Source organism: Pseudomonas sp. TE3644 (assembly GCF_056278815.1).
Window position 1 is genome coordinate 225600 of the sequence record NZ_JBWBQF010000001.1, and the last position, 18544, is coordinate 244143.

Below are 18544 nucleotides of genomic sequence, written 5' to 3' on the forward strand. Positions count from 1 at the left end.
TCAGGCCTCGTGGATGCGCTGCTTGAAGGTACGGGCGATGGCGTGCACGCCAGGCTGGTACTCGTTGCGCTCCACGGCGGCCAGTGCCAGCTCCAGGGCCTTGCTGGCAATCAGATCGTGCTGCTGGCCCATGGCGTTGATCGGCAGGGGCAGGAAATCCAGCAACTGCGTGTCACCGAAGGTGGCCAGGTGCAGCGAGGGGAATTCGTCCTGATGGCCTTGCAGCACATCGAATACGCCCTGCAACAGGACGTAGGAGGTGGTGACCAGTGCTTCCGGCAGATGGCCCAGTTGCTCCAGCAGTTGCAGCATCGACTGGCGGCCGCACTCACGGCTGAAGGACTCGCCTTCGGACACCAGTACCTTGCCCTTGAAGCCTTCCACCGCCTGATGGAAACCGGCGGCGCGTTCACGGCTGATGCTCAGCTCGGGGCGGGCGCCGATCAGGGCGATGTCTTTCGGCGCGGGGCGCAGCACGCTGCTGGTCAGTTGCAGGGCGGCGTGACGGTCGTCGCTGACCACCGAGCAGAATTGGCTGCTGTCCATCTCGCGGTCGATGGCGATGATCGGCAGGCCCTTGTTCTGCAATTCCAGGTAGCTGGTGTCGCTGGCCGGCAGGCAACTGGCGACGAACAGCGCATCGCAGCGCCGGGCCTTGAACAGCTGCTGCAGTTGCAGCTCGCTGGCCGGCTCGTCGTCGGAACTGGCGATCAACAATTGGTAGCCGTGCTCGCGGGCGCGCTTTTCCAGGCGCTTGGCGATGCGCGCATAACTGGGGTTTTCCAGGTCCGGCAGGATGAAGCCCAAGGTGCGCGTATGGCGGCTGCGCAAACCGGCGGCCTGGGGGTTGGGCGTGAAGCCGTGCGCCTCCACCACCGCCTGGACACGCTCCACGGTAGCCTTGCTGATGCGCTGCTGTTGCGCCTTGCCGTTGATGACGTAGCTGGCGGTGGTCACCGACACACCGGCCAGGCGGGCAATATCACTGAGTTTCAACCGAGTATTCCTTGTTATGCGCAGCGCTGCACCGTGTGGCCAGGCGCTGCCGAGCATTTTTCACGATCTTTTCCGGTTGTGGCACGCGACCATGGTCGCAGCGCCGCCGACAGGTTGGGCTTCAATGCCTGAAGATTATCGGGTAACGTGCCTGTCATTCTAGGTTAAACGATTCAGCTCACATGTTTTTCTGCCGAAAAAAATCTGTCGGGGTGGTCAGCTAATTTTCCCCGCAGTGTGAACTGAATGACGTCGACCAGCCCGGGGCTGACCGCAGCATGATTTCAGCCCTATGCTGAACCCTTAAAACAAGACTTCTGCATCCAGCGGATGCCGTAAAGGAGATTGGCATGCTCGAGCTCACTATAGAGCAGATATCCATGGGCCAGAGTGCTGTGGATAAACCCGCCGCCCTGCAATTGCTCGCCGAAAAACTGGTTGCCGACGGCCTGGTGGCCGAGGGTTACCTGGCCGGCCTGCAAGCCCGAGAGGCGCAGGGTTCGACCTTCCTGGGCCAGGGCATCGCCATCCCCCACGGCACCCCCGAAACCCGCGACCTGGTGTTTGCCACCGGGGTGCGCCTGCTGCAGTTCCCCGATGGCGTGGACTGGGGCGATGGCCAGATCGTGTACCTGGCCATCGGCATCGCCGCCAAGTCCGATGAACACCTGCGGCTGCTGCAACTGCTGACCCGCGCCCTGGGCGAAACCGACCTGGGCCAGGCCTTGCGCCGTGCGGGCTCCCCCGAAGCGTTGCTGAAACTGTTGCAGGGCGCGCCGCAAGAGTTGGCGCTGGACGCGCAGATGATCAGCCTCAGCGTGGCCGCCGAAGACTTCGAAGAACTGGTATGGCGTGGCGCCCGTCTGCTGCGCCAGGCCGATTGCGTGAGCAATGGTTTTGCTGCCGTGCTGCAACAGGTCGAGGCGCTGCCGCTGGGCGATGGCCTGTGGTGGCTGCACAGCGAGCAGACCGTGAAGAAGCCCGGCCTGGCTTTCGTTACGCCGCAGCAGCCGCTGCGCTACCTGGGCCAGCCGCTGACCGGGTTGTTCTGCCTGGCCAGCCTGGGTGAGGCCCATCAGGCCTTGCTGGAGCGTCTGTGTGCGCTGCTGATCGAAGGGCGCGGCCAGGAACTGGGCCGTGCCACCAGCACCCGTGCCGTGCTGGAAGTGCTGGGCGGCGAAGTACCAGCCGACTGGCCCAGTGCGCGCATTGGCCTGGCCAATGCCCATGGCCTGCATGCCCGCCCGGCCAAGGAGCTGGCGCAACTGGCCAAGAGTTTCGACGGCGAAATTCGTCTGCGCCTGGTGGACAGCCACGAGCCAGCCGTGTCGGCCAAGAGCCTGAGCAAGCTGCTGAGCCTGGGCGCACGCCGTGGCCAGGTGCTGGAATTCATCGTCGAGCCAGGCATTGCCAACGATGCGCTGCCGGCGTTGCTGGCCGCGGTGGCGGAAGGTTTGGGCGAAGAAATCGAGCCGTTGCCGGCCGTGGTCGAAACCGTCGTTGTCCAGGTGGAAGAAACACCGGTCATTACCGCCAAGGTCCAGGCCCCCGTGGCCGGCCAGCAGATCAACGGCATCGCCGCCGCCCCGGGCATCGCCATGGGCCCGGCCCATGTGCAGGTGCCGCAGGCATTCGACTACCCGCTGCGGGGCGAGTCCCACGACATCGAGCACCAGCGCCTGCAAGACGCACTGGTGCAGGTGCGCGACGACATTGAAGGGTTGATCCGCCGCGCCCAGGCCAAGGCCATCCGCGAGATCTTCGTCACCCACCAGGAGATGCTCGACGACCCGGCGCTGACCGATGAGGTGACTAGCCGCTTGAAGCAGGGCGAAAGCGCCCCGGCCGCCTGGATTGGCGTAATCGAAGCCGCCGCCGTGCAACAGGAAAGCCTGGCCGATGCGCTGCTGGCCGAGCGCGCCGCCGACTTGCGCGACATTGGTCGCCGCGTACTGGCGCAGCTGTGCGGTGTGGACAGTGTCGAGGAGCCCAACCAGCCCTACATCCTGGTGATGGATGAAGTCGGCCCGTCCGACGTAGCGCGCCTGGACCCCGCCCGCGTGGCCGGTATCCTCACGGCCCGTGGCGGCGCCACTGCCCACAGCGCCATCGTCGCCCGTGCCCTGGGCATTCCGGCCATTGTCGGCGCTGGTGAAGCGGTGTTGTTGCTCAAGCCCGGTTGCCCGCTGCTGCTGGACGGCCAGCGCGGCCAGTTGATCGTCGACCCCAGCGATGACGTGCGCCAACGCGCTATCGAAGAGCGCGAGCAGCGGGCCCAGCGCCAGGAAGCGGCCAACGCCCGTCGCCTGGAAACCGCGGTTACCCGTGACGGCCATGCCGTGGAAGTGTTCGCCAACATCGGCGAAAGCGCGGGCGTCAAGGCGGCGGTGGAGCAGGGCGCCGAAGGCGTCGGCCTACTGCGTACCGAGCTGATTTTCATGGCCCACTCGCAGGCTCCTGACGAAGCCGTCCAGGAAGCCGAATACCGCCGCGTGCTCGACGGCCTGGCCGGTCGCCCGCTGGTGGTGCGTACCCTGGACGTGGGCGGTGACAAACCGCTGAGCTACTGGCCGATCGCCAAGGAAGAAAACCCCTTCCTGGGCGTGCGCGGCATCCGTCTGACCCTGCAACGCCCCGACGTGATGGAAAGCCAGCTGCGCGCCCTGCTGCGCGCCGCCGACAACCGTCCGCTGCGCATCATGTTCCCCATGGTCGGCAGTGTCGAAGAGTGGCGTCAGGCCCGCGACATGACCGAGCGTCTGCGCCTGGAAATCCCGGTGGCCGACCTGCAACTGGGCATCATGATCGAAGTGCCGTCGGCCGCCCTGCTGGCGCCGGTGCTGGCTCGCGAGGTGGACTTCTTCAGCGTCGGCACCAACGACCTGACCCAGTACACCCTGGCCATCGACCGCGGCCACCCGACCTTGTCGGCCCAGGCCGATGGCCTGCACCCGGCGGTGCTGCAACTGATCGACATCACCGTGCGGGCCGCCCATGCCCATGGCAAGTGGGTAGGCATCTGCGGCGAGTTGGCAGCAGACCCGGTGGCCGTGCCGTTGCTGGTGGGGCTGGGCGTGGATGAATTGAGTGTCTCGGCGCGCAGCATTGCCGAGGTAAAAGCCGGGGTGCGCGAACTCACCCTGAGCCAAGCACAGGGCCTGGCGCAAACCGCGCTGGGCCTGGGCAGCGCCACTGAAGTGCGCGCCCTGGTGGAGAAACACTGATGGCCAAGATTCTGACCCTGACCCTGAACCCGGCGCTGGACCTGACGGTGGAGCTCAACAGCCTGCTGGTGGGCGACGTCAACCGCAGCACGGCCATGCACAGCCACGCGGCCGGCAAGGGCGTCAACGTGGCCCAGGTGCTGGCTGACCTGGGGCATCAGCTGACCGTCAGCGGTTTTCTCGGTGAGGACAACGCGCTGCCGTTTGAGGCGCTGTTCAAGGCGCGCGGCTTCGATGACCAGTTCATCCGCGTGCCGGGCGAGACCCGCAGCAACATCAAGCTGGCCGAGAGCGGCGGGCGCATCACCGACCTCAATGGCCCGGGAGCCTTTGTCGACGACGACGCCCAGGCCGCCCTGCTGGCGCGCCTGGAACAGACCGCCCCCGGCCATGACGCCGTGGTGGTCGCCGGTAGCCTGCCGCGCGGCATCAGCGTCCAATGGTTTCAGGCCCTTCTGGAGCGCCTGGTGGCCATGGGCCTCAAAGTGGCCCTGGACACCAGCGGTGCCGCCCTGCGCGGCGGCTTGGCCACTCAGCCCTGGCTGATCAAGCCCAACACCGATGAACTGAGCGAAGTGCTGGGCGAGCGCGTCGACACGCTGGCAGAACAGGCAGCAGTGGCCAAGCGTCTGCAGGCCCAGGGCATCGAGAACGTGGTGATCTCCCAAGGCGCCCAAGGCGTGCTCTGGTTCAGCGGCCAGCCGACGTTGCAGGCGCTGCCACCCACGGTCGATGTGGCCAGCACCGTGGGGGCGGGCGACTCGCTGTTGGCGGGCATGGTCCACGGCCTGCTCAGCGGCTCTGCGCGCGAGCAGGCCCTGTGCACCGCCACGGCCATTGCCGCCATGGCGGTCAGCCAGATCGGTTTCGGTATCAGTGACCACGCCTTGCTGGCGCGGCTCGAAAGCGGCGTCTGTGTACGCACGCTGACAGAACAATAAGAGGGAATGCGATGAAACTTGCCATTGTCACGGCCTGCCCCAGCGGCCGCGTTTCCAGTGTGCTCAGCGCCCGGTTGCTGGACGCCGTGGCCCAGCGCCAGGGCTGGAGCACCAGCGTTGAAGTGCACGACCCGCAGCGCCCGGAGAACCGGCTGACTGCTGCTGCCATCGAGGCTGCCGATTGGGTGCTGGTGGTCAACACCGGCCCCATCGACTTGAGCCGCTTCGTCGGCAAGCGCCTGTTCCAGAGCACGCCGGCAGCGGCCTTGCAGGATGCCGATGGCTTCCTGCGTCAGGCCGCCGAGCAGGCCAAGGTGTTTGAGGCCAGCGCGCCTGCGCCGGTGGTTGCCAGCGAGCGCGCCCCGCGTCTGGTGGCGATTACTGCCTGCCCCACGGGCGTGGCGCATACCTTCATGGCCGCCGAAGCCCTGCAGACCGCTGCCAAGCAGATGGGTTATGACTTGCAGGTGGAAACCCAGGGTTCGGTAGGCGCGCGCAATCCACTCAGCGCTGCCGCCATTCAGGAAGCCGACGTGGTGCTGCTGGCTGCCGACATCGATGTCGCCACCGAGCGTTTCGCCGGCAAGCGCATTTATCGCTGCGGCACTGGTGTGGCGCTCAAGCAGGCCAAGTCGATCCTCGACAAGGCGCTGGCGGAAGCCAAGCCAGAGTCGGCTGCGTCCGGGAATAGCGGTAGTGCGCCAGCCAAGCAAGAGAAGACCGGTGCGTATAAGCACCTGCTGACCGGCGTCTCGTACATGCTGCCCATGGTAGTAGCGGGCGGCCTGATGATCGCCTTGTCGTTCGTCTTCGGCATTACCGCGTTCAAGGAGCCGGGCACCCTGGCCGCCGCCTTGATGCAGATCGGTGGCGACAGTGCCTTCAAGTTGATGGTGCCGTTGCTGGCGGGCTATATCGCCTATTCCATCGCTGATCGCCCTGGCCTGGCGCCGGGCATGATCGGTGGCCTGCTGGCCAGCACCCTGGGCGCAGGTTTTATTGGCGGCATCGTCGCCGGCTTCATCGCCGGTTACGCCGCTAAGGCGATCAACCGTTACGCGCGGTTGCCCACAAGCCTTGAAGCACTGAAGCCGATCCTGATCATTCCGCTGCTGGCCAGCCTGTTTACCGGCCTGGTGATGATCTACGTGGTGGGCAAGCCGGTGGCCGGCATGCTCGAAGCGCTGACGCACTTCCTGGACAGCATGGGCACCACCAACGCCATTCTGCTGGGCGTGCTGTTGGGCGGCATGATGTGCGTGGACCTGGGCGGGCCGATCAACAAGGCGGCCTATGCGTTCTCGGTGGGCCTGCTGGCCTCCCAGAGCTACGCGCCCATGGCCGCCACCATGGCGGCCGGCATGGTGCCGCCGATCGGCCTGGGCATCGCCACCTTCCTGGCACGTCGCAAGTTTGCCCAGAGCGAGCGTGAGGCGGGCAAGGCGGCGTTGGTGCTGGGGCTGTGCTTCATTTCCGAAGGCGCGATTCCGTTCGCCGCCAAGGACCCGCTGCGGGTGATCCCGGCCAGCATTGCCGGTGGTGCGTTGACCGGTGCGCTGTCGATGTACTTCGGCTGCAAACTGATGGCGCCCCATGGCGGGCTGTTCGTGATGTTGATCCCGAATGCGATCAACCATGCGTTGTTGTATCTGCTGGCGATTGTGGCGGGTGCGGCGGTGACGGCGGTGGTGTATGCGGTGATCAAAAAAGCCGAAGTGGTAGAGCTGACCCCGGAGCCTGCGTAGCCACAACCGTCCACAGTGGGAGATGCCATGGTACCTGTAGCAGCGGCCGCCAGGCCGCGTCATAGGCACCGCGCACTGGCTGATCCGCCGCGGCGCCTGCGACGCAGCCTCCGGCAGCTGCTACACCATTCCTGTGGGAGCGGGTTCTACCCGCGAAAAAGGGCACGCGGAGTTTCTGACATACCGCGGTGTTCTTTTCGTGGGCAGAGCCCACTCCCACAAGAGCTTGTAGCAGTGTCCAGGCAGGTTAGAACTTCAGGGCGTTGGTCAGATCGCCCATCGGCTTCTGCCCGCGCGCCTTCATGGCGTCATCACGCTGCTTGAGACCATCCAGCGTCTCCAGCTTGAACACCCGGGTGATCAACCGCAGGATCGAGGCGGTGTCATACACCGTATGATCCACCGTCCCCTTGCGCGCAAACGGCGACACCACCAGTGCCGGAATACGCGTGCCCGGGCCGAAGCGATCGCCCTTGGGCGGCGCCACGTGGTCCCACCAGCCGCCGTTCTCGTCCACCGTCACCACCACCACCATGTTCTTCCACTGCGGGCTGTTGCGCAGCACCTTCAGCGCCGTGGCGATATGGCGGTCGCCCGCGGCCACGTCGGCGTAACCGGCGTGCATGTTGAGGTTGCCCTGGGGCTTGTAGAAGGTCACCGCCGGCAGCTTGCCCGCCGCCGCATCGGCGAAGAAGGTGTTGGTGCTCAGCTCATCACCCAGGCCGCCGTCGCGCAGACGCTTCTGACGCTCGGCCGGGTTTTCCGGGCCTTGCTGCTTGAAGTAGTTGAACGGCTGGTGGTGGTACTGGAAATTGGGAATTTTCGGAATGCCGCCCGAGTCCTTGAACTCGTCCAAGGTGGCCTGCCAGGCGCCGGCGTACCAGGCCCAGTCGATGTTCTTCTTGCTCAGCTTGTCGCCGATATGCTCGTGGCTCTGGGGTACCAGCACACTGGCCAGGTCCGGCTTGGAATAGTCGGGGCGCTCGGGGTCGCGGATCCAGGTGGGCCAGTAGGGCGGCGCCATGGTGTTCACGGCGAACCCGTCCGGGGTGATGGCGCTGGGGCCGAACGCCGGGGCGCCGGTCATGGCGCTGGCCGGGGTCTTGTCCAGCGGCTTCAAGCGCGTGTCCAGCGGGTCATCGCTCTGCAGCGTGGCGATCTGCTCCTTGGCCGCCGAGGTGCTGGCGTTGGGGTAGAACGGCGCGGTGGCACTGATCAGGTACTGGTGGTTCAGGAACGAACCACCAAAGGCACCCTGGAAGAAGTTGTCGCACAGCACGAACTCACGGGCCACGTCCCACAGGCGCAGGGAATATTGCGTCTGGTCGTAATAGCCCATGGTCAGGCCGCCGGAATCCGCCCAGGCCACGAACTTGTCGTTCTTGCCGCCGTTGATCTGCATCTGGTTCTGGTAGAACACGTGCCACAGGTCGCGGGTGATCACGTTCAGCGGCAGGTCTTCCTTGTTCGGCCCCTTCAGCGCGAACGGCGCATTGGGCAGGTTCTCCTGGTACTGCACGCCGGCGGCATAGGTCACGCCATCCACCGTCTGCGGGCCGACCTGCAGGGTGCCGCCCCACGCCGGTGGCAGGGTCTTAAGCAGGCTGTCGTCACGGTCGCGCTGCTGATACTCCTCAGGCTTGAGCGACGACAGCGGCTTCTCCACGCCAGGGAAATTGCCGAACAGGTTGTTGAAGCTGCGGTTTTCGGCGTAGATCACCACCACGGTCTTCACATTGTCGGCCAGCGCCTTGTCCAGCTCGGTGGGCGACAGCGGATGCTCGTCGGCCTTGCCGCTTTGGTCATTGGTGCTGCCACAGGCCGTCAGCGTCGCGGCACCCACGCCCAGCACAGCCACGCCACCGAGAAAACGGCGGCGGCTGGTGTCGGGCAGCAGGGGGGAGGTTGGCTGTTGCGTGTCGTCAGTCTTGTCGCTCATTACGGCATCCCTGATAAGGCGTAACAAAAAATTACAGGCGGGGAGGCTAGCAGTGGATTGTGACGGTTATGCGGCGGGAATGTGGCAGGGCGCGGGCGTGTTAGCCGTGATTGTATAGCTCACCGAACTGTTGCTCGATCCACAACACTTGCAGCACCCGCCCATCTCGATACCCAATAAAAGGGAGTTTTCCGTTCCAGCGGAAAACGAGAAGATTTACGTCTGCAGTAACGCAGGTCGGTAACCGTGCCTTTATCTGGCAGGCGGGCATTCGTTCTGTGCCCAGGCCGTGCCTAGGGGCCGAGTTGATTTGTGCCCAGGTCATCCGACTGAGAGTAAATAGCGCATCCAGAAACAGCCCGCGTTCGGAGCGATCGCGAATGGCGGAAATACAATGGCTTTTCTGGAGGTTTTCAAGGGCAAAAATAGGTGGTAACTGCTCGGGGCTGCGCTCTGTCGAAACATGCGTTGGGTGGATCAACTTGCTCTGCCTCACTGGCGCGGATCGCATCCTTTTAGCCATAGTCCCTCACTGAACGATTTGAGTCCTGAAGAAGCGGGTCATGAGGCTTTGGCTGATGACCTGATTGCTGCCGCTCTGATAGCTCTCTTTCCATGGAGTTTCGTCATGGGTCAGTTGCCTCAGTCGCCAGGCAGAGTACTGGCCGTAGAATTCGTAAACCTCGTCCAGCAGCTCACGTTCAGGTGGCGAAAAACAGTCGAGGTCGAAACCTTCCGGATGGGGGATGTGCCCAGAGCCGAAGGACTTGTAGCGTTGGTACAGCGTTGGTACTACCGGGCCGTGCAGCCAGGCTTCTATGGGCTCTTCGAACAATGGGCTGCCATGTAGGGCAAGGCTAAAACCTTGCGCGTAGTAGACGAGCTTCTGCAGTTTGAGGTTGGAGACAAGATCGCCTGCATCCTCGCTGGTCTGTGCCAGGAAATATTGAGCGACGTCAAAGGCGCTGTGCATGGGGGTTCCGGAAAGGTGGTGAATATGTCGCCAAGATAGGCTTTCGCGCTAAGGCTGCCTATCGGCTTACCCTGAGAAAGGGGTAGGACCTTTCCCAAGGTAATGCCGTCTCCCTATCGACTCAGCCGTTTGCCTTGCCTGTCACGGCTTTCCAGCGAGGCGTCCACCAGTGCCTTGGCCATGTTCACCAAGTGGTAGAGGGTCATGGCCTGGCTGCGTTGGGGGCCGGTGAAGTTGTCGGCGTTTTCGTAGGCGGTGGTCGAGGTGCAGGCCAATAGTTCGCTGGCGTGCATCAGGGCGTTGTCGATGTTGAGGCCTTCGCGCACGGTGAACAGGTGCAGTTCATCGTAGGTTCGGTTGCCGACTTCGGTGTGGGCGGTGAAGAAGGTGTCGTCGGGGGCGGTAGGGTAGGGATCGAGTGGTGGTAGAGGTGGATCGGGGACGATTTTATTCATGGCAAATCTCCAGTCTGTTGGAGCTACCGCCATCGCTGCTAAACGAAGGGTGGCAGCTGAGCGCGGGTTAGCAGACCGGTAGACTGGCAACCCGGCGCACTCGAAAGTGCCCCGCGCACAGCCGCCATGAAACGTGCGAATAGCCAGTTTCCTGGTGGATATGTCTGCCAGTGATACGGGGCTGCTAATGACCCGGTCATTGATTCCCAATGACGGTGAAAGGCTAGAAGCGCCAGCTTGCTCAAACAATCGGAAACGGCCGAAGGAATGGTAGGACATTTCCCAAAGATCACGAACCACCGCACTGAGACAAGTTGTGTCACAAGCCGCTGCCGTCAGGCTGAGCTGGTCGCTGGGTTCGCTCTAGATGCCTTCAAATCTTCAGCTGTTCGAATTTACCAGGTGGAGAGAAGCGCCAGCTGATCTTGAAAGCAGCTCCGCCTTTGATGAGTGATGATTGCTTGAGGATGGCGGGCCACCAGCGAACCAGGTTATGGGCCTTGCTCCAGTAGCTTTCTACTGACCACTGCCGTGCCAGGCAGAAAATGGGCATCCCTGAGCGTCGAAACGCTTGGCGCTCTGCCTCGCTTTTTGTGAAACGGTCTTGGGATATAACTACCCAGTCGCCTTCTGCTTTGAGTGTCGCGAGCCAGGTTACGTCACTGGTGGTTCGTGCGAATCGCTCTGCAAGTGGGTAAACAGAATGTCCTTCCCCTTTCGAGAGTTCATTGAGCGCTTTTGCCAAGGCTGGAGGTAAGTTGTGATCGAGCAAAAACTTCAAGCTGTGCCCCCACCCTCAAACGCTATGACAGCGTCCACGTCAGTCACCGGGATTTCGTAAAGCACAGCGATTCGCTTGCGGTCTTTGTCTTCCGCCAAATAGGCGTGGTAGAGCAACCCTGTATCAATTCCGCTAGCTGAAAGGATGGGTCTGCCGAAGTTTCGGTCGGGGTCAATGACAATCGCGCGGCTCCGCGCAAGGGGATATCGATGTTGAGCTTTCGAGTTGGAGGTGTTCACGAAGACCTCCCTGGAAAGTGGTCGAGGTGACTCGCAATGAGGAATGTGATCCATGATTGGCTGCGCATCGTGGGCGAACCCGCGATCCTGGCTCCTGCTTGAGAATGACAGCCACCAGAATACGTCCGTCTGTGATCAGCTTATATCAGCCCAACCCCAAATGGCTGTAGGACTTTTCCGAGCGCAAAAAAAAAGAGCCTACCTTTCGGTAAGCTCTTTTTCGTACTTGGTGGCTACACAGGGACTTGAACCCCGGACCCCAGCATTATGAATGCTATGCTCTAACCAACTGAGCTATGTAGCCAAGATGGCGCGCATTATTCCCTCAGAACGAAGATGCGTCAAGCATCTTTTTCAAATTTTTTTACGTGCGATCAAAAGGTTATGGCAAATACCTCCGTAGCCGCTGCCGACAGGCTGCGCTGGACCGCATGTACACCCCACATTCCAAGGCGCCTGCACCGGCCAGCGCAGCCTGGCGGCAGCGGCTACGTGACATAAATTGTTTCATTGTTAGCAATCCTGCCCCGAAAAATGGCACATTAGGATCCCTCGCGCTGGTCGTGCACTTGTTCGCGGCACGCTGAACAGCGTTCCTACCCGTTGTCCGGAAGATTGCTTGATGGCCATCAGTAACGTTCAAACCAGCTCGCCCCCCGCGGCCGCGGCTGCCCAGACCAGTCCGCTGGTGATGCGGATCATCGGCGCCTGTGCGCTGGCGCATTTGATCAATGACCTTATCCAGTCGGTACTGCCGTCGATTTACCCCATGCTCAAGGCCAGCTATGGCCTGAGCTTCACCCAGATCGGCCTGATTACCCTGACGTTCCAGATCACCGCGTCGCTGCTGCAGCCGTGGGTGGGCTTCTATACCGACCGCAACCCCAAGCCTAACCTGTTGCCGCTGGGCACCATCTGTACGCTGATCGGCATCGTGATGCTGGCCTTTGTCGGCAGCTTCCCGATGATTCTGGTGGCGTCGGCGCTGGTGGGCATCGGTTCGTCGACCTTCCACCCGGAGACCTCGCGTATCGCGCGCCTGGCGTCCGGTGGGCGCTACGGGCTGGCGCAGTCGACCTTCCAGGTGGGCGGCAACGCCGGCTCGGCGTTCGGGCCGCTGCTGGCGGCGGCGCTGATCATTCCGTTCGGTCAGGGTAACGTGGCGCTGTTCGGGATTTTCGCGCTGTTTGCCCTGGGCGTGACCTGGATGCTCAGCCGCTGGTACAAGGAACACCTGAACCTGTTCAAGGCCAAGAAGGGCGGCCAGGCCACCCACGGGCTGTCCAAGCGCCGGGTTACGGCCGCGCTGGTGGTGCTGGGCCTGCTGGTGTTCTCCAAGTACTTCTACATGGCCAGCTTCACCAGCTACTTCACCTTCTACCTGATCGAGAAATTCCAGCTGTCGGTGGCCAGTTCGCAGCTGCACCTGTTCCTGTTCCTGGGCGCGGTGGCGGCGGGGACCTTCTTTGGCGGGCCAATCGGCGACAAGATCGGCCGCAAGGCGGTGATCTGGTTCTCGATCCTGGGCGTGGCGCCGTTCACCCTGGCACTGCCTTACGTGGACCTGTTCTGGACCAGCGTGCTCAGCGTGATCATCGGCTTCATCCTGGCCTCGGCCTTCTCGGCCATCGTGGTGTACGCGCAGGAACTGGTGCCGGGCAACGTCGGCATGATCGCCGGCGTGTTCTTTGGCCTGATGTTCGGCTTTGGCGGCATCGGCGCGGCGTTGCTGGGGCACCTGGCGGACATTCGCGGCATCGAGTACGTGTACGGCCTGTGCTCGTTCCTGCCGCTGTTCGGCATATTGACAATCCTGTTGCCCAACACGAAGAAAGCCTGACCTGTGAAAAGGCCCGCGTGATGCGGGCCTTTCTTATTCCAGGTCGGCAATGCCCGTAGCCGCTGCCGTCAGGCTGCGCTGGCCCTTGGCTCCGCTGTAGATCTCCAGTGAATAGGGTGGCCAGCGCAGCCTGGCGGTAGCGGCTACAGAGGTGAAATGGCGCGACTTCTCTATCGCGCCAACACCGGCGCCGGCACCCGCGCAAACCACCGGCTCACCTGCTCATACACATGCGCCAACTGCAGCACCGCAAAGTCCGCCTGATGCGGCCCGATGATCTGCATGCCCATGGGCAACCCCTGCCCATTGAACCCCACCTGCACATTGGCCACCGGGCAGCCGCTGAGGGTGCCGGGGATGACCACTTCCATCCAGCGGTGGTAGGTGTCCATGCTGCGGCCAGCGACTTCGCTGGGCCAGTGCTGGCGCTTGTCGAAGGGGAAGACCTGGGCGCTGGGCAGCAGCAGGTAGTCGTAGCGCTCGAACAGTTTGCTTATGGCGCGGTACCAGTCGGTGCGGGTGACGGCGGCCTGGTGGATGTCGCTGGCGCTCAGGCTCAGGCCGTTTTGCACTTCCCATTGGGCCTCGGGCTTAAGCATCTCGCGCTTGGTGGGATCTTGATAAGCCTTGCCCAGGTTGCCGGCGATGGTCCAGTGGCGCAGGGTGCGCCAGCAGTCCCACAGGCGTCCGGGGCTGAAACCCAACTCGGCGTTTTCCACGCTGCAGCCCAGGGCCTGGAAGTCGCCCAGGGCTTTTTCGCAGAGGGCGGTGACGCCGTTTTCCATCGGCAGGTAGCCAGCGAAATCGCCCAGCCAGCCCAGGCGCGTGCCCTTGAACTCACGGGCCAGCGGCGCGGTGAATTCGCTGCCGTCACCGGCCAGCGACAGCGGCGCCCGCGGGTCGTGGCCGGCCTGCACCGACAGCAGCAGGGCGGTGTCGCGCACGTTGCGACCCATGGGGCCTTCGTAGCCCAGCTGGTCGAAGAACAGGTCGCTGGCGTCGTCGAAGGGCACGCGGCCTTGGGAAGGGCGAAAGCCGATGATGTTGTTGAACGCGGCGGGGTTGCGCAACGAGCCCATCATGTCGCTGCCGTCGGCCACCGGCACCAGGTGCAGGGCCAGGGCGGCCGCCGCGCCACCGCTGCTGCCACCGGCGGTCTTGTCCGGGTCGAAGGCACAGCCGGTGGCGCCGAACAGGGGGTTGTAGCTTTGCGAGCCCAGGCCAAATTCCGGGGTGTTGGTCTTGCCGATGATGATCGCGCCGGCAGCCTTGATGCGCCCCACCATGATGCCGTCGCGTTCGGGCAGGTAATCGCGAAACAGCGGCGAGCCCAGGGTGGTGGGGATGCCCTTGGTCAGCGACAGGTCCTTGATGGCGTGGGGCAGGCCGTGCATCCAGCCCAGGTACTCGCCGCGTGCCAGTTGCGCGTCGCGCTCGTCGGCCTGGGCCAGCAGGGCGTCGGCCGGTTGCAGGCTGATCAGGGCGTTGACCACTGGATTGAAGCGCTCGATGTGGGCCAGGTAGGCCTGCATCACTTCGCGGCAGGACACCTGGCGCAGGCGGATTTTCTCCGCAAGTTCATGGGCGGCAAGCAGTACCAGTTCGTTGATGGACGTGTGATGCATGGCAATCCCCTGTAGGCGAAACGGTGCGATGGCCGGATTATCAGGCGGGGATTGCGCAGGCGACAGATCAATTTTAACATCGAAGCTGTTAAAAAAATTAACAGCCAGGTTTGCCATGCCCAACCTTCGCCTGCCCCCGCTCAACGCCCTTCGCGCCTTCGACGCCGCCGCCCGCCTGGGCAGCTACGTGGAAGCCTCCAAGGCCCTGCACGTGACCCAGCCGGCGGTGGGCCGCCACGTCAAGTTGCTGGAGGAGTGGCTGGGGGTGCAGCTGTTCGAGCGCACCTCCCGTGGTGTGATGCTGACGCCGGCAGGGCGCAGTTACCACCAGAAGATCTCCCGCGCCTTGCAGCAGATCATCGACGCCGGTGAGGCGCTGCAACCCCACGCCACCGAACGCTGGCTGCGGATTATGGTGGTGCCGGGCCTGGCCAAGCGCTGGCTGACGCCGCAGATCGACACCCTGCGCAAGTTGCGGCCAGGCCTGAAGGTGGCCATCGAACCCAATTCAACCTTCACTGAAGTGGACGGCCGCACCGCCGACCTGGGCATTGCCTATGGCATGCCGGGGCAGTACGCCAACAGCCGGGCGACGCTGATCTGCCCGCGGGTGTTCCCAGTGTGCACGCCCAAGTACCTGGCCAGCATCAAGCCCATTCGCCGGGCCCAGGACCTGATGAAACTCGACCTGATCCATTTTGACGATGGCGAATGGTGGAACATGTGGTTCAAGGCGCTGGGCATCGACGCGCAGTTGTCCTCCGATGTGCTCTATGTCAGCAATGACCACGCGCTGTCCGTGGCCGAAGCAGGGCAGGGCATCGCCCTGGCCAACGAGGTGCTGGTGCGTGACGAATTACAGGCCGGCACCCTGGTGCGCGCCATCGGTGTGGAAGTGGCGTTGGAGAGTTATCAACTGCTGACGCCCACAGGGCAGTTGTCCGCCGATGTACAGTGGTTCCAGCAATGGCTCAGCGATGCCTTGCGCGCAGAATTTCCCCGCGCCGTCGACGCAATGCTCAGCTCTGGGGCCTGAGGGTTTTGCGGCAATGCACCAGCGCATCGCGGATCATGAAGTTCACCAGCGTGGGTGACACGCCCAGCTCCTGAGCGATGTCTTTCTGCGACCGGCCAACCAGGCGGTACTGCTCGAATGCGTAGCGGGTGCGCGACGGCAGCTCCTGCATGGCCAGCGCCAACTTGTCCAGGGCCTGGCGGTCCTCATGCAGCGTCTCGGGGCTGGCACCCGGCACCGCCGTCACCGACAGGCCCTCTTCTTCGCTGCACTTGTAGCGTTTTTCCAGCGCTTGGCGCCGGTAGTGGTCAATCGCCAGGTTGCGCACCACGCGCATCAGGTATCCACTTTGTGACTCAATGCCTGCACCGGCGGTGTCATTCATCTTCACGAATGCGTCCTGGACGACATCTTCTGCCGACGCCCTGCACCCGAGAATGCGGGTGGCTGCGTTGATGAAACGCTGGCGATGCGTCACGAAAAGCTGGTGCAGCGCCGGCCTTGGCTCTAGTTCGATTGTTTTCAACATGGGGCAGAAACCTATGCGGTAGACCACACAAGAAAAACGTAAAGCTAATGCGATTGAGAACTTTTATCAAATTGTTTATTTCATGAAACTTTGACGATTTCATGACGCCATCATGCGCTGACTAAATTTTCCCCCCTTGCCGTTCGTCCAGGAACGTGACTTGGAAAAGGGTGGAAATCATGTGGAAATCCCGCGATCTGCGGCTGTTTTGCCTGCCGTACTCGGGCGCCAGCGCCATGGTGTACAGCCGTTGGCGGCACAGCCTGCCTGCCGCCATTGAAGTAATCCCCGTCGAATTGCCCGGACGCGGTCGTCGTTTCGGGCAGCCGCTGGCCACTGACCTTCAGGCCCTGGGCCGTCAACTGGCCAGCGAGCTGGCCGGCCAGCTGGGTGTGCCCTACGCCCTGTTCGGGCATAGCCTGGGGGCGTTGCTGGCGCATGAAGTGGCGCACGCATTGCGGGCCCGTGGCTGCGCTGCGCCAACCAGGCTGTTTGCCAGCGGCACGGCCGCGCCTACCCGTCGCGACACCCAGCGTTTTGCCCGGTTGCAAAGCGACGAGCAACTGCTGGCCGAGTTGCGCGACCTCAACGGCACCCCGCCCGAACTGCTGGCCAATGCGGAATTGATGGCCCTGACCTTGCCGGTGCTGCGCGCCGATTTTGCCCTGTGCGCTCACTATCGCCCCTTGGCTCGCCCGCCGCTGGATTGCCCGATCCACGTATTGGCCGGCCACCAGGACAGCGCCACGCGCGAGGACCTGGACGCCTGGGGCCTGGAAACCCGCGGGGGCTGCTCGCTGGACCTGTTCGATGGCGGGCATTTCTTCATCCATGAGCAGACGCCTGCGGTGCTGGCCTGCGTCGCCGGAAAACTGGGCGTGCCGCCTGACGCTTGAGTAGTGCTAATTATTTTCAAACGTATTTCGTCGTACTTGAAAGGCCACCACCGGGTGCGCCGTATCAATCTGAAAGAGGTGTGAAATGGCATTCGATCGTGAAGACACAGTGTTCAAGGTTCTGATCAACCACGAAGAACAGTACTCCCTGTGGCCGGCCTACAAGACCGTGCCTCAAGGCTGGCGTGAAACCGGCACCCAGGGGCTGAAGCCCGAATGCCTGGCGTACATCGAGCAGGTATGGACCGACATGCGCCCCCTCAGCCTGCGTCAGAAGATGGAGCAGGACGCCCTGGCCCACTGATTCCCCGTCACCCGTCGCTGCCTTGCTGGAGAGCCTGCCCCATGAGTGCCGTACTGACGCTCGATATTCGTCCCATGCCCGGTGTCCAGGGCACCCTGCCGCTGCTGGTCCAGGCCCCGGAGCCGGGCCTCAACCTGTTCGACGCCCTGGAGCAGTTGCGTCCCCTGGTCGATGAGCACCTGCTGCGCAGTGGCGGCCTGCTGTTCCGCGGTTTCGCCCTGGACGGTGCCGAGCAGTTCCGCCAGTTCGCCGCCGGCTTCGGTGACCCGTTGCTCAGTTACGAATTCGGCTCCACGCCGCGCAGCAATGTCACGGCCGGGGTCTACACCTCCACCGAATACCCCCAGCACCAGCACATCCCGCTGCACAACGAGCAGGCCTACACCAACGAGTGGCCTCGGCGCATCTGGTTCTACAGCATGATCGCCGCGCAGCAGGGCGGTGAAACGCCCATCGCCGATAGCCGTGAAATCTACCGCGCCATGCCCGAGGCCATTCGTACCCGGTGGGAGCACAAAGGGCTGATGTATGTGCGCAACTACGGCAACGGCCTGGACGTGGCCTGGGAGGACGTCTTCAACACCGATGACCGCGGCACGGTGGAGGCCTATTGCCGGGCGCGTGGCATCCAGTGCCAGTGGAAGGCCGACGGTGAGTTGCGCACCCGCCAAGTGTGCCAGGTCACGGCGCGGCACCCGGTGACCGGCGAGGCGGTGTGGTTCAACCAGGCGCATCTGTTCCACATCTCCAACCTGCAGGCCGAAGTGCGCGAGACCCTGCTGGACATCGTCGACGAGCAGGACCTGCCTCGCAACGTCTATTACGCCGACGGTACGCCGCTGGAAGAAGACCTGCTGGCGCAAGTACGCGACGTGCTCGACAGCCACAAAGTCAGTTTCCCCTGGCTGGGCGGTGACGTGCTGATGCTCGACAACATGCTCGCCGCCCATGCGCGGGCCCCTTTCAGCGGCCCGCGCAAGGTGGTGGTCGCCATGGCCGGTGCACACCGCGCTGACTGACCCTCGCGGGTCCTCCTCCCCAG

At 63.3% G+C, this 18544-nt stretch carries 17 protein-coding genes and 1 tRNA gene; 8 read left to right on the forward strand and 10 right to left on the reverse strand.

Annotation, left to right across the window (positions count from 1 at the left end):
• Positions 1-996, reverse strand: a complete 996-nt coding sequence (gene cra, locus ACZ9GA_RS01060; protein ID WP_457357778.1) for a catabolite repressor/activator — start codon at positions 994-996, stop codon at positions 1-3.
• Positions 997-1346: 350 nt separating this feature from the next.
• On the opposite strand from cra, the gene ptsP reads away from it, so the two are divergent.
• The 3 genes from ptsP to ACZ9GA_RS01075 are packed head-to-tail and all read left to right on the forward strand — an operon-like array spanning position 1347 to position 6906.
• Positions 1347-4220 carry a phosphoenolpyruvate--protein phosphotransferase gene (gene ptsP, locus ACZ9GA_RS01065; RefSeq protein ID WP_457357776.1) on the forward strand — a complete coding sequence of 958 codons (2874 nt, stop codon included), beginning with the start codon at positions 1347-1349 and terminating at the stop codon, positions 4218-4220.
• Positions 4220-5161, forward strand: a complete 942-nt coding sequence (gene pfkB / locus ACZ9GA_RS01070) for a 1-phosphofructokinase (protein WP_457357774.1) — start codon at positions 4220-4222, stop codon at positions 5159-5161. The genes ptsP and pfkB overlap by 1 nt, the downstream gene beginning before the upstream one ends.
• 11 nt (positions 5162-5172) lie before the next feature.
• Positions 5173-6906, forward strand: a complete 1734-nt coding sequence (locus ACZ9GA_RS01075; protein ID WP_457357772.1) for a PTS fructose-like transporter subunit IIB — start codon at positions 5173-5175, stop codon at positions 6904-6906.
• Between the two features lie 247 nt (positions 6907-7153).
• On the opposite strand, the gene ACZ9GA_RS01080 is transcribed toward ACZ9GA_RS01075, so the two are convergent.
• The 7 genes from ACZ9GA_RS01080 to ACZ9GA_RS01110 form a co-directional block, all read right to left on the reverse strand.
• The gene (locus ACZ9GA_RS01080; protein ID WP_457357771.1) at positions 7154-8845 is read right to left on the reverse strand and encodes an acid phosphatase; all 1692 of its coding nucleotides are present in this window, start codon (positions 8843-8845) and stop codon (positions 7154-7156) included.
• Between the two features lie 100 nt (positions 8846-8945).
• Positions 8946-9326: a hypothetical protein gene (locus tag ACZ9GA_RS01085; RefSeq protein ID WP_457357769.1), complete on the reverse strand. Its 381-nt coding sequence runs from the start codon at positions 9324-9326 to the stop codon at positions 8946-8948.
• 48 nt (positions 9327-9374) lie between these two features.
• Positions 9375-9818, reverse strand: coding sequence for a Panacea domain-containing protein (locus ACZ9GA_RS01090; protein ID WP_457357767.1), 444 nt, complete (start codon positions 9816-9818; stop codon positions 9375-9377).
• Between the two features lie 113 nt (positions 9819-9931).
• Entirely contained in the window at positions 9932-10273 is a 342-nt protein-coding gene (locus ACZ9GA_RS01095) for a DUF6124 family protein (RefSeq protein WP_457357765.1), read from the reverse strand.
• 373 nt (positions 10274-10646) lie between these two features.
• A complete protein-coding gene (locus tag ACZ9GA_RS01100) occupies positions 10647-11054 on the reverse strand; it encodes a PIN-like domain-containing protein (RefSeq protein WP_457357763.1) in 408 nt (135 codons plus the stop codon).
• Positions 11051-11293, reverse strand: a complete 243-nt coding sequence (locus ACZ9GA_RS01105) for a hypothetical protein (RefSeq protein ID WP_457357761.1) — start codon at positions 11291-11293, stop codon at positions 11051-11053. Before ACZ9GA_RS01105 ends, ACZ9GA_RS01100 begins: the two co-directional genes overlap by 4 nt.
• 227 nt (positions 11294-11520) lie before the next feature.
• Positions 11521-11597 (reverse strand) — tRNA-Met (locus tag ACZ9GA_RS01110).
• 318 nt (positions 11598-11915) lie between these two features.
• Here ACZ9GA_RS01110 and ACZ9GA_RS01115 point away from each other — a divergent pair.
• Positions 11916-13133, forward strand: coding sequence for an MFS transporter (locus tag ACZ9GA_RS01115; RefSeq protein WP_457357760.1), 1218 nt, complete (start codon positions 11916-11918; stop codon positions 13131-13133).
• Positions 13134-13303: 170 nt separating this feature from the next.
• Here the strand turns inward: ACZ9GA_RS01115 and ACZ9GA_RS01120 are convergent, their stop codons facing one another.
• The gene (locus ACZ9GA_RS01120; RefSeq protein WP_457357758.1) at positions 13304-14758 is read right to left on the reverse strand and encodes an amidase; all 1455 of its coding nucleotides are present in this window, start codon (positions 14756-14758) and stop codon (positions 13304-13306) included.
• A 115-nt stretch (positions 14759-14873) separates the two neighbouring features.
• Here ACZ9GA_RS01120 and ACZ9GA_RS01125 point away from each other — a divergent pair, with 115 nt between their 5' ends.
• Entirely contained in the window at positions 14874-15794 is a 921-nt protein-coding gene (locus ACZ9GA_RS01125; protein WP_457357756.1) for a LysR substrate-binding domain-containing protein, read from the forward strand.
• On the opposite strand, the gene ACZ9GA_RS01130 is transcribed toward ACZ9GA_RS01125, so the two are convergent.
• Positions 15778-16302, reverse strand: a complete 525-nt coding sequence (locus ACZ9GA_RS01130) for an RNA polymerase factor sigma-70 (protein ID WP_457357754.1) — start codon at positions 16300-16302, stop codon at positions 15778-15780. The genes ACZ9GA_RS01125 and ACZ9GA_RS01130 overlap by 17 nt on opposite strands.
• A 179-nt stretch (positions 16303-16481) precedes the next feature.
• Between ACZ9GA_RS01130 and ACZ9GA_RS01135 the strand changes: the two genes are divergently transcribed.
• From ACZ9GA_RS01135 to ACZ9GA_RS01145, 3 genes are all read left to right on the forward strand, one after another.
• On the forward strand, positions 16482-17198 hold the full coding sequence (locus ACZ9GA_RS01135; RefSeq protein ID WP_457357753.1) for a thioesterase II family protein: 717 nt from the start codon (positions 16482-16484) through the stop codon (positions 17196-17198).
• Positions 17199-17283: 85 nt separating this feature from the next.
• Complete coding sequence (locus tag ACZ9GA_RS01140; RefSeq protein ID WP_457357751.1) at positions 17284-17502, forward strand: MbtH family protein; 219 nt, start codon at positions 17284-17286, stop codon at positions 17500-17502.
• A 41-nt stretch (positions 17503-17543) separates the two neighbouring features.
• Positions 17544-18521, forward strand: coding sequence for a TauD/TfdA family dioxygenase (locus ACZ9GA_RS01145; RefSeq protein WP_457357749.1), 978 nt, complete (start codon positions 17544-17546; stop codon positions 18519-18521).
• Positions 18522-18544 lie beyond the last annotated feature (23 nt).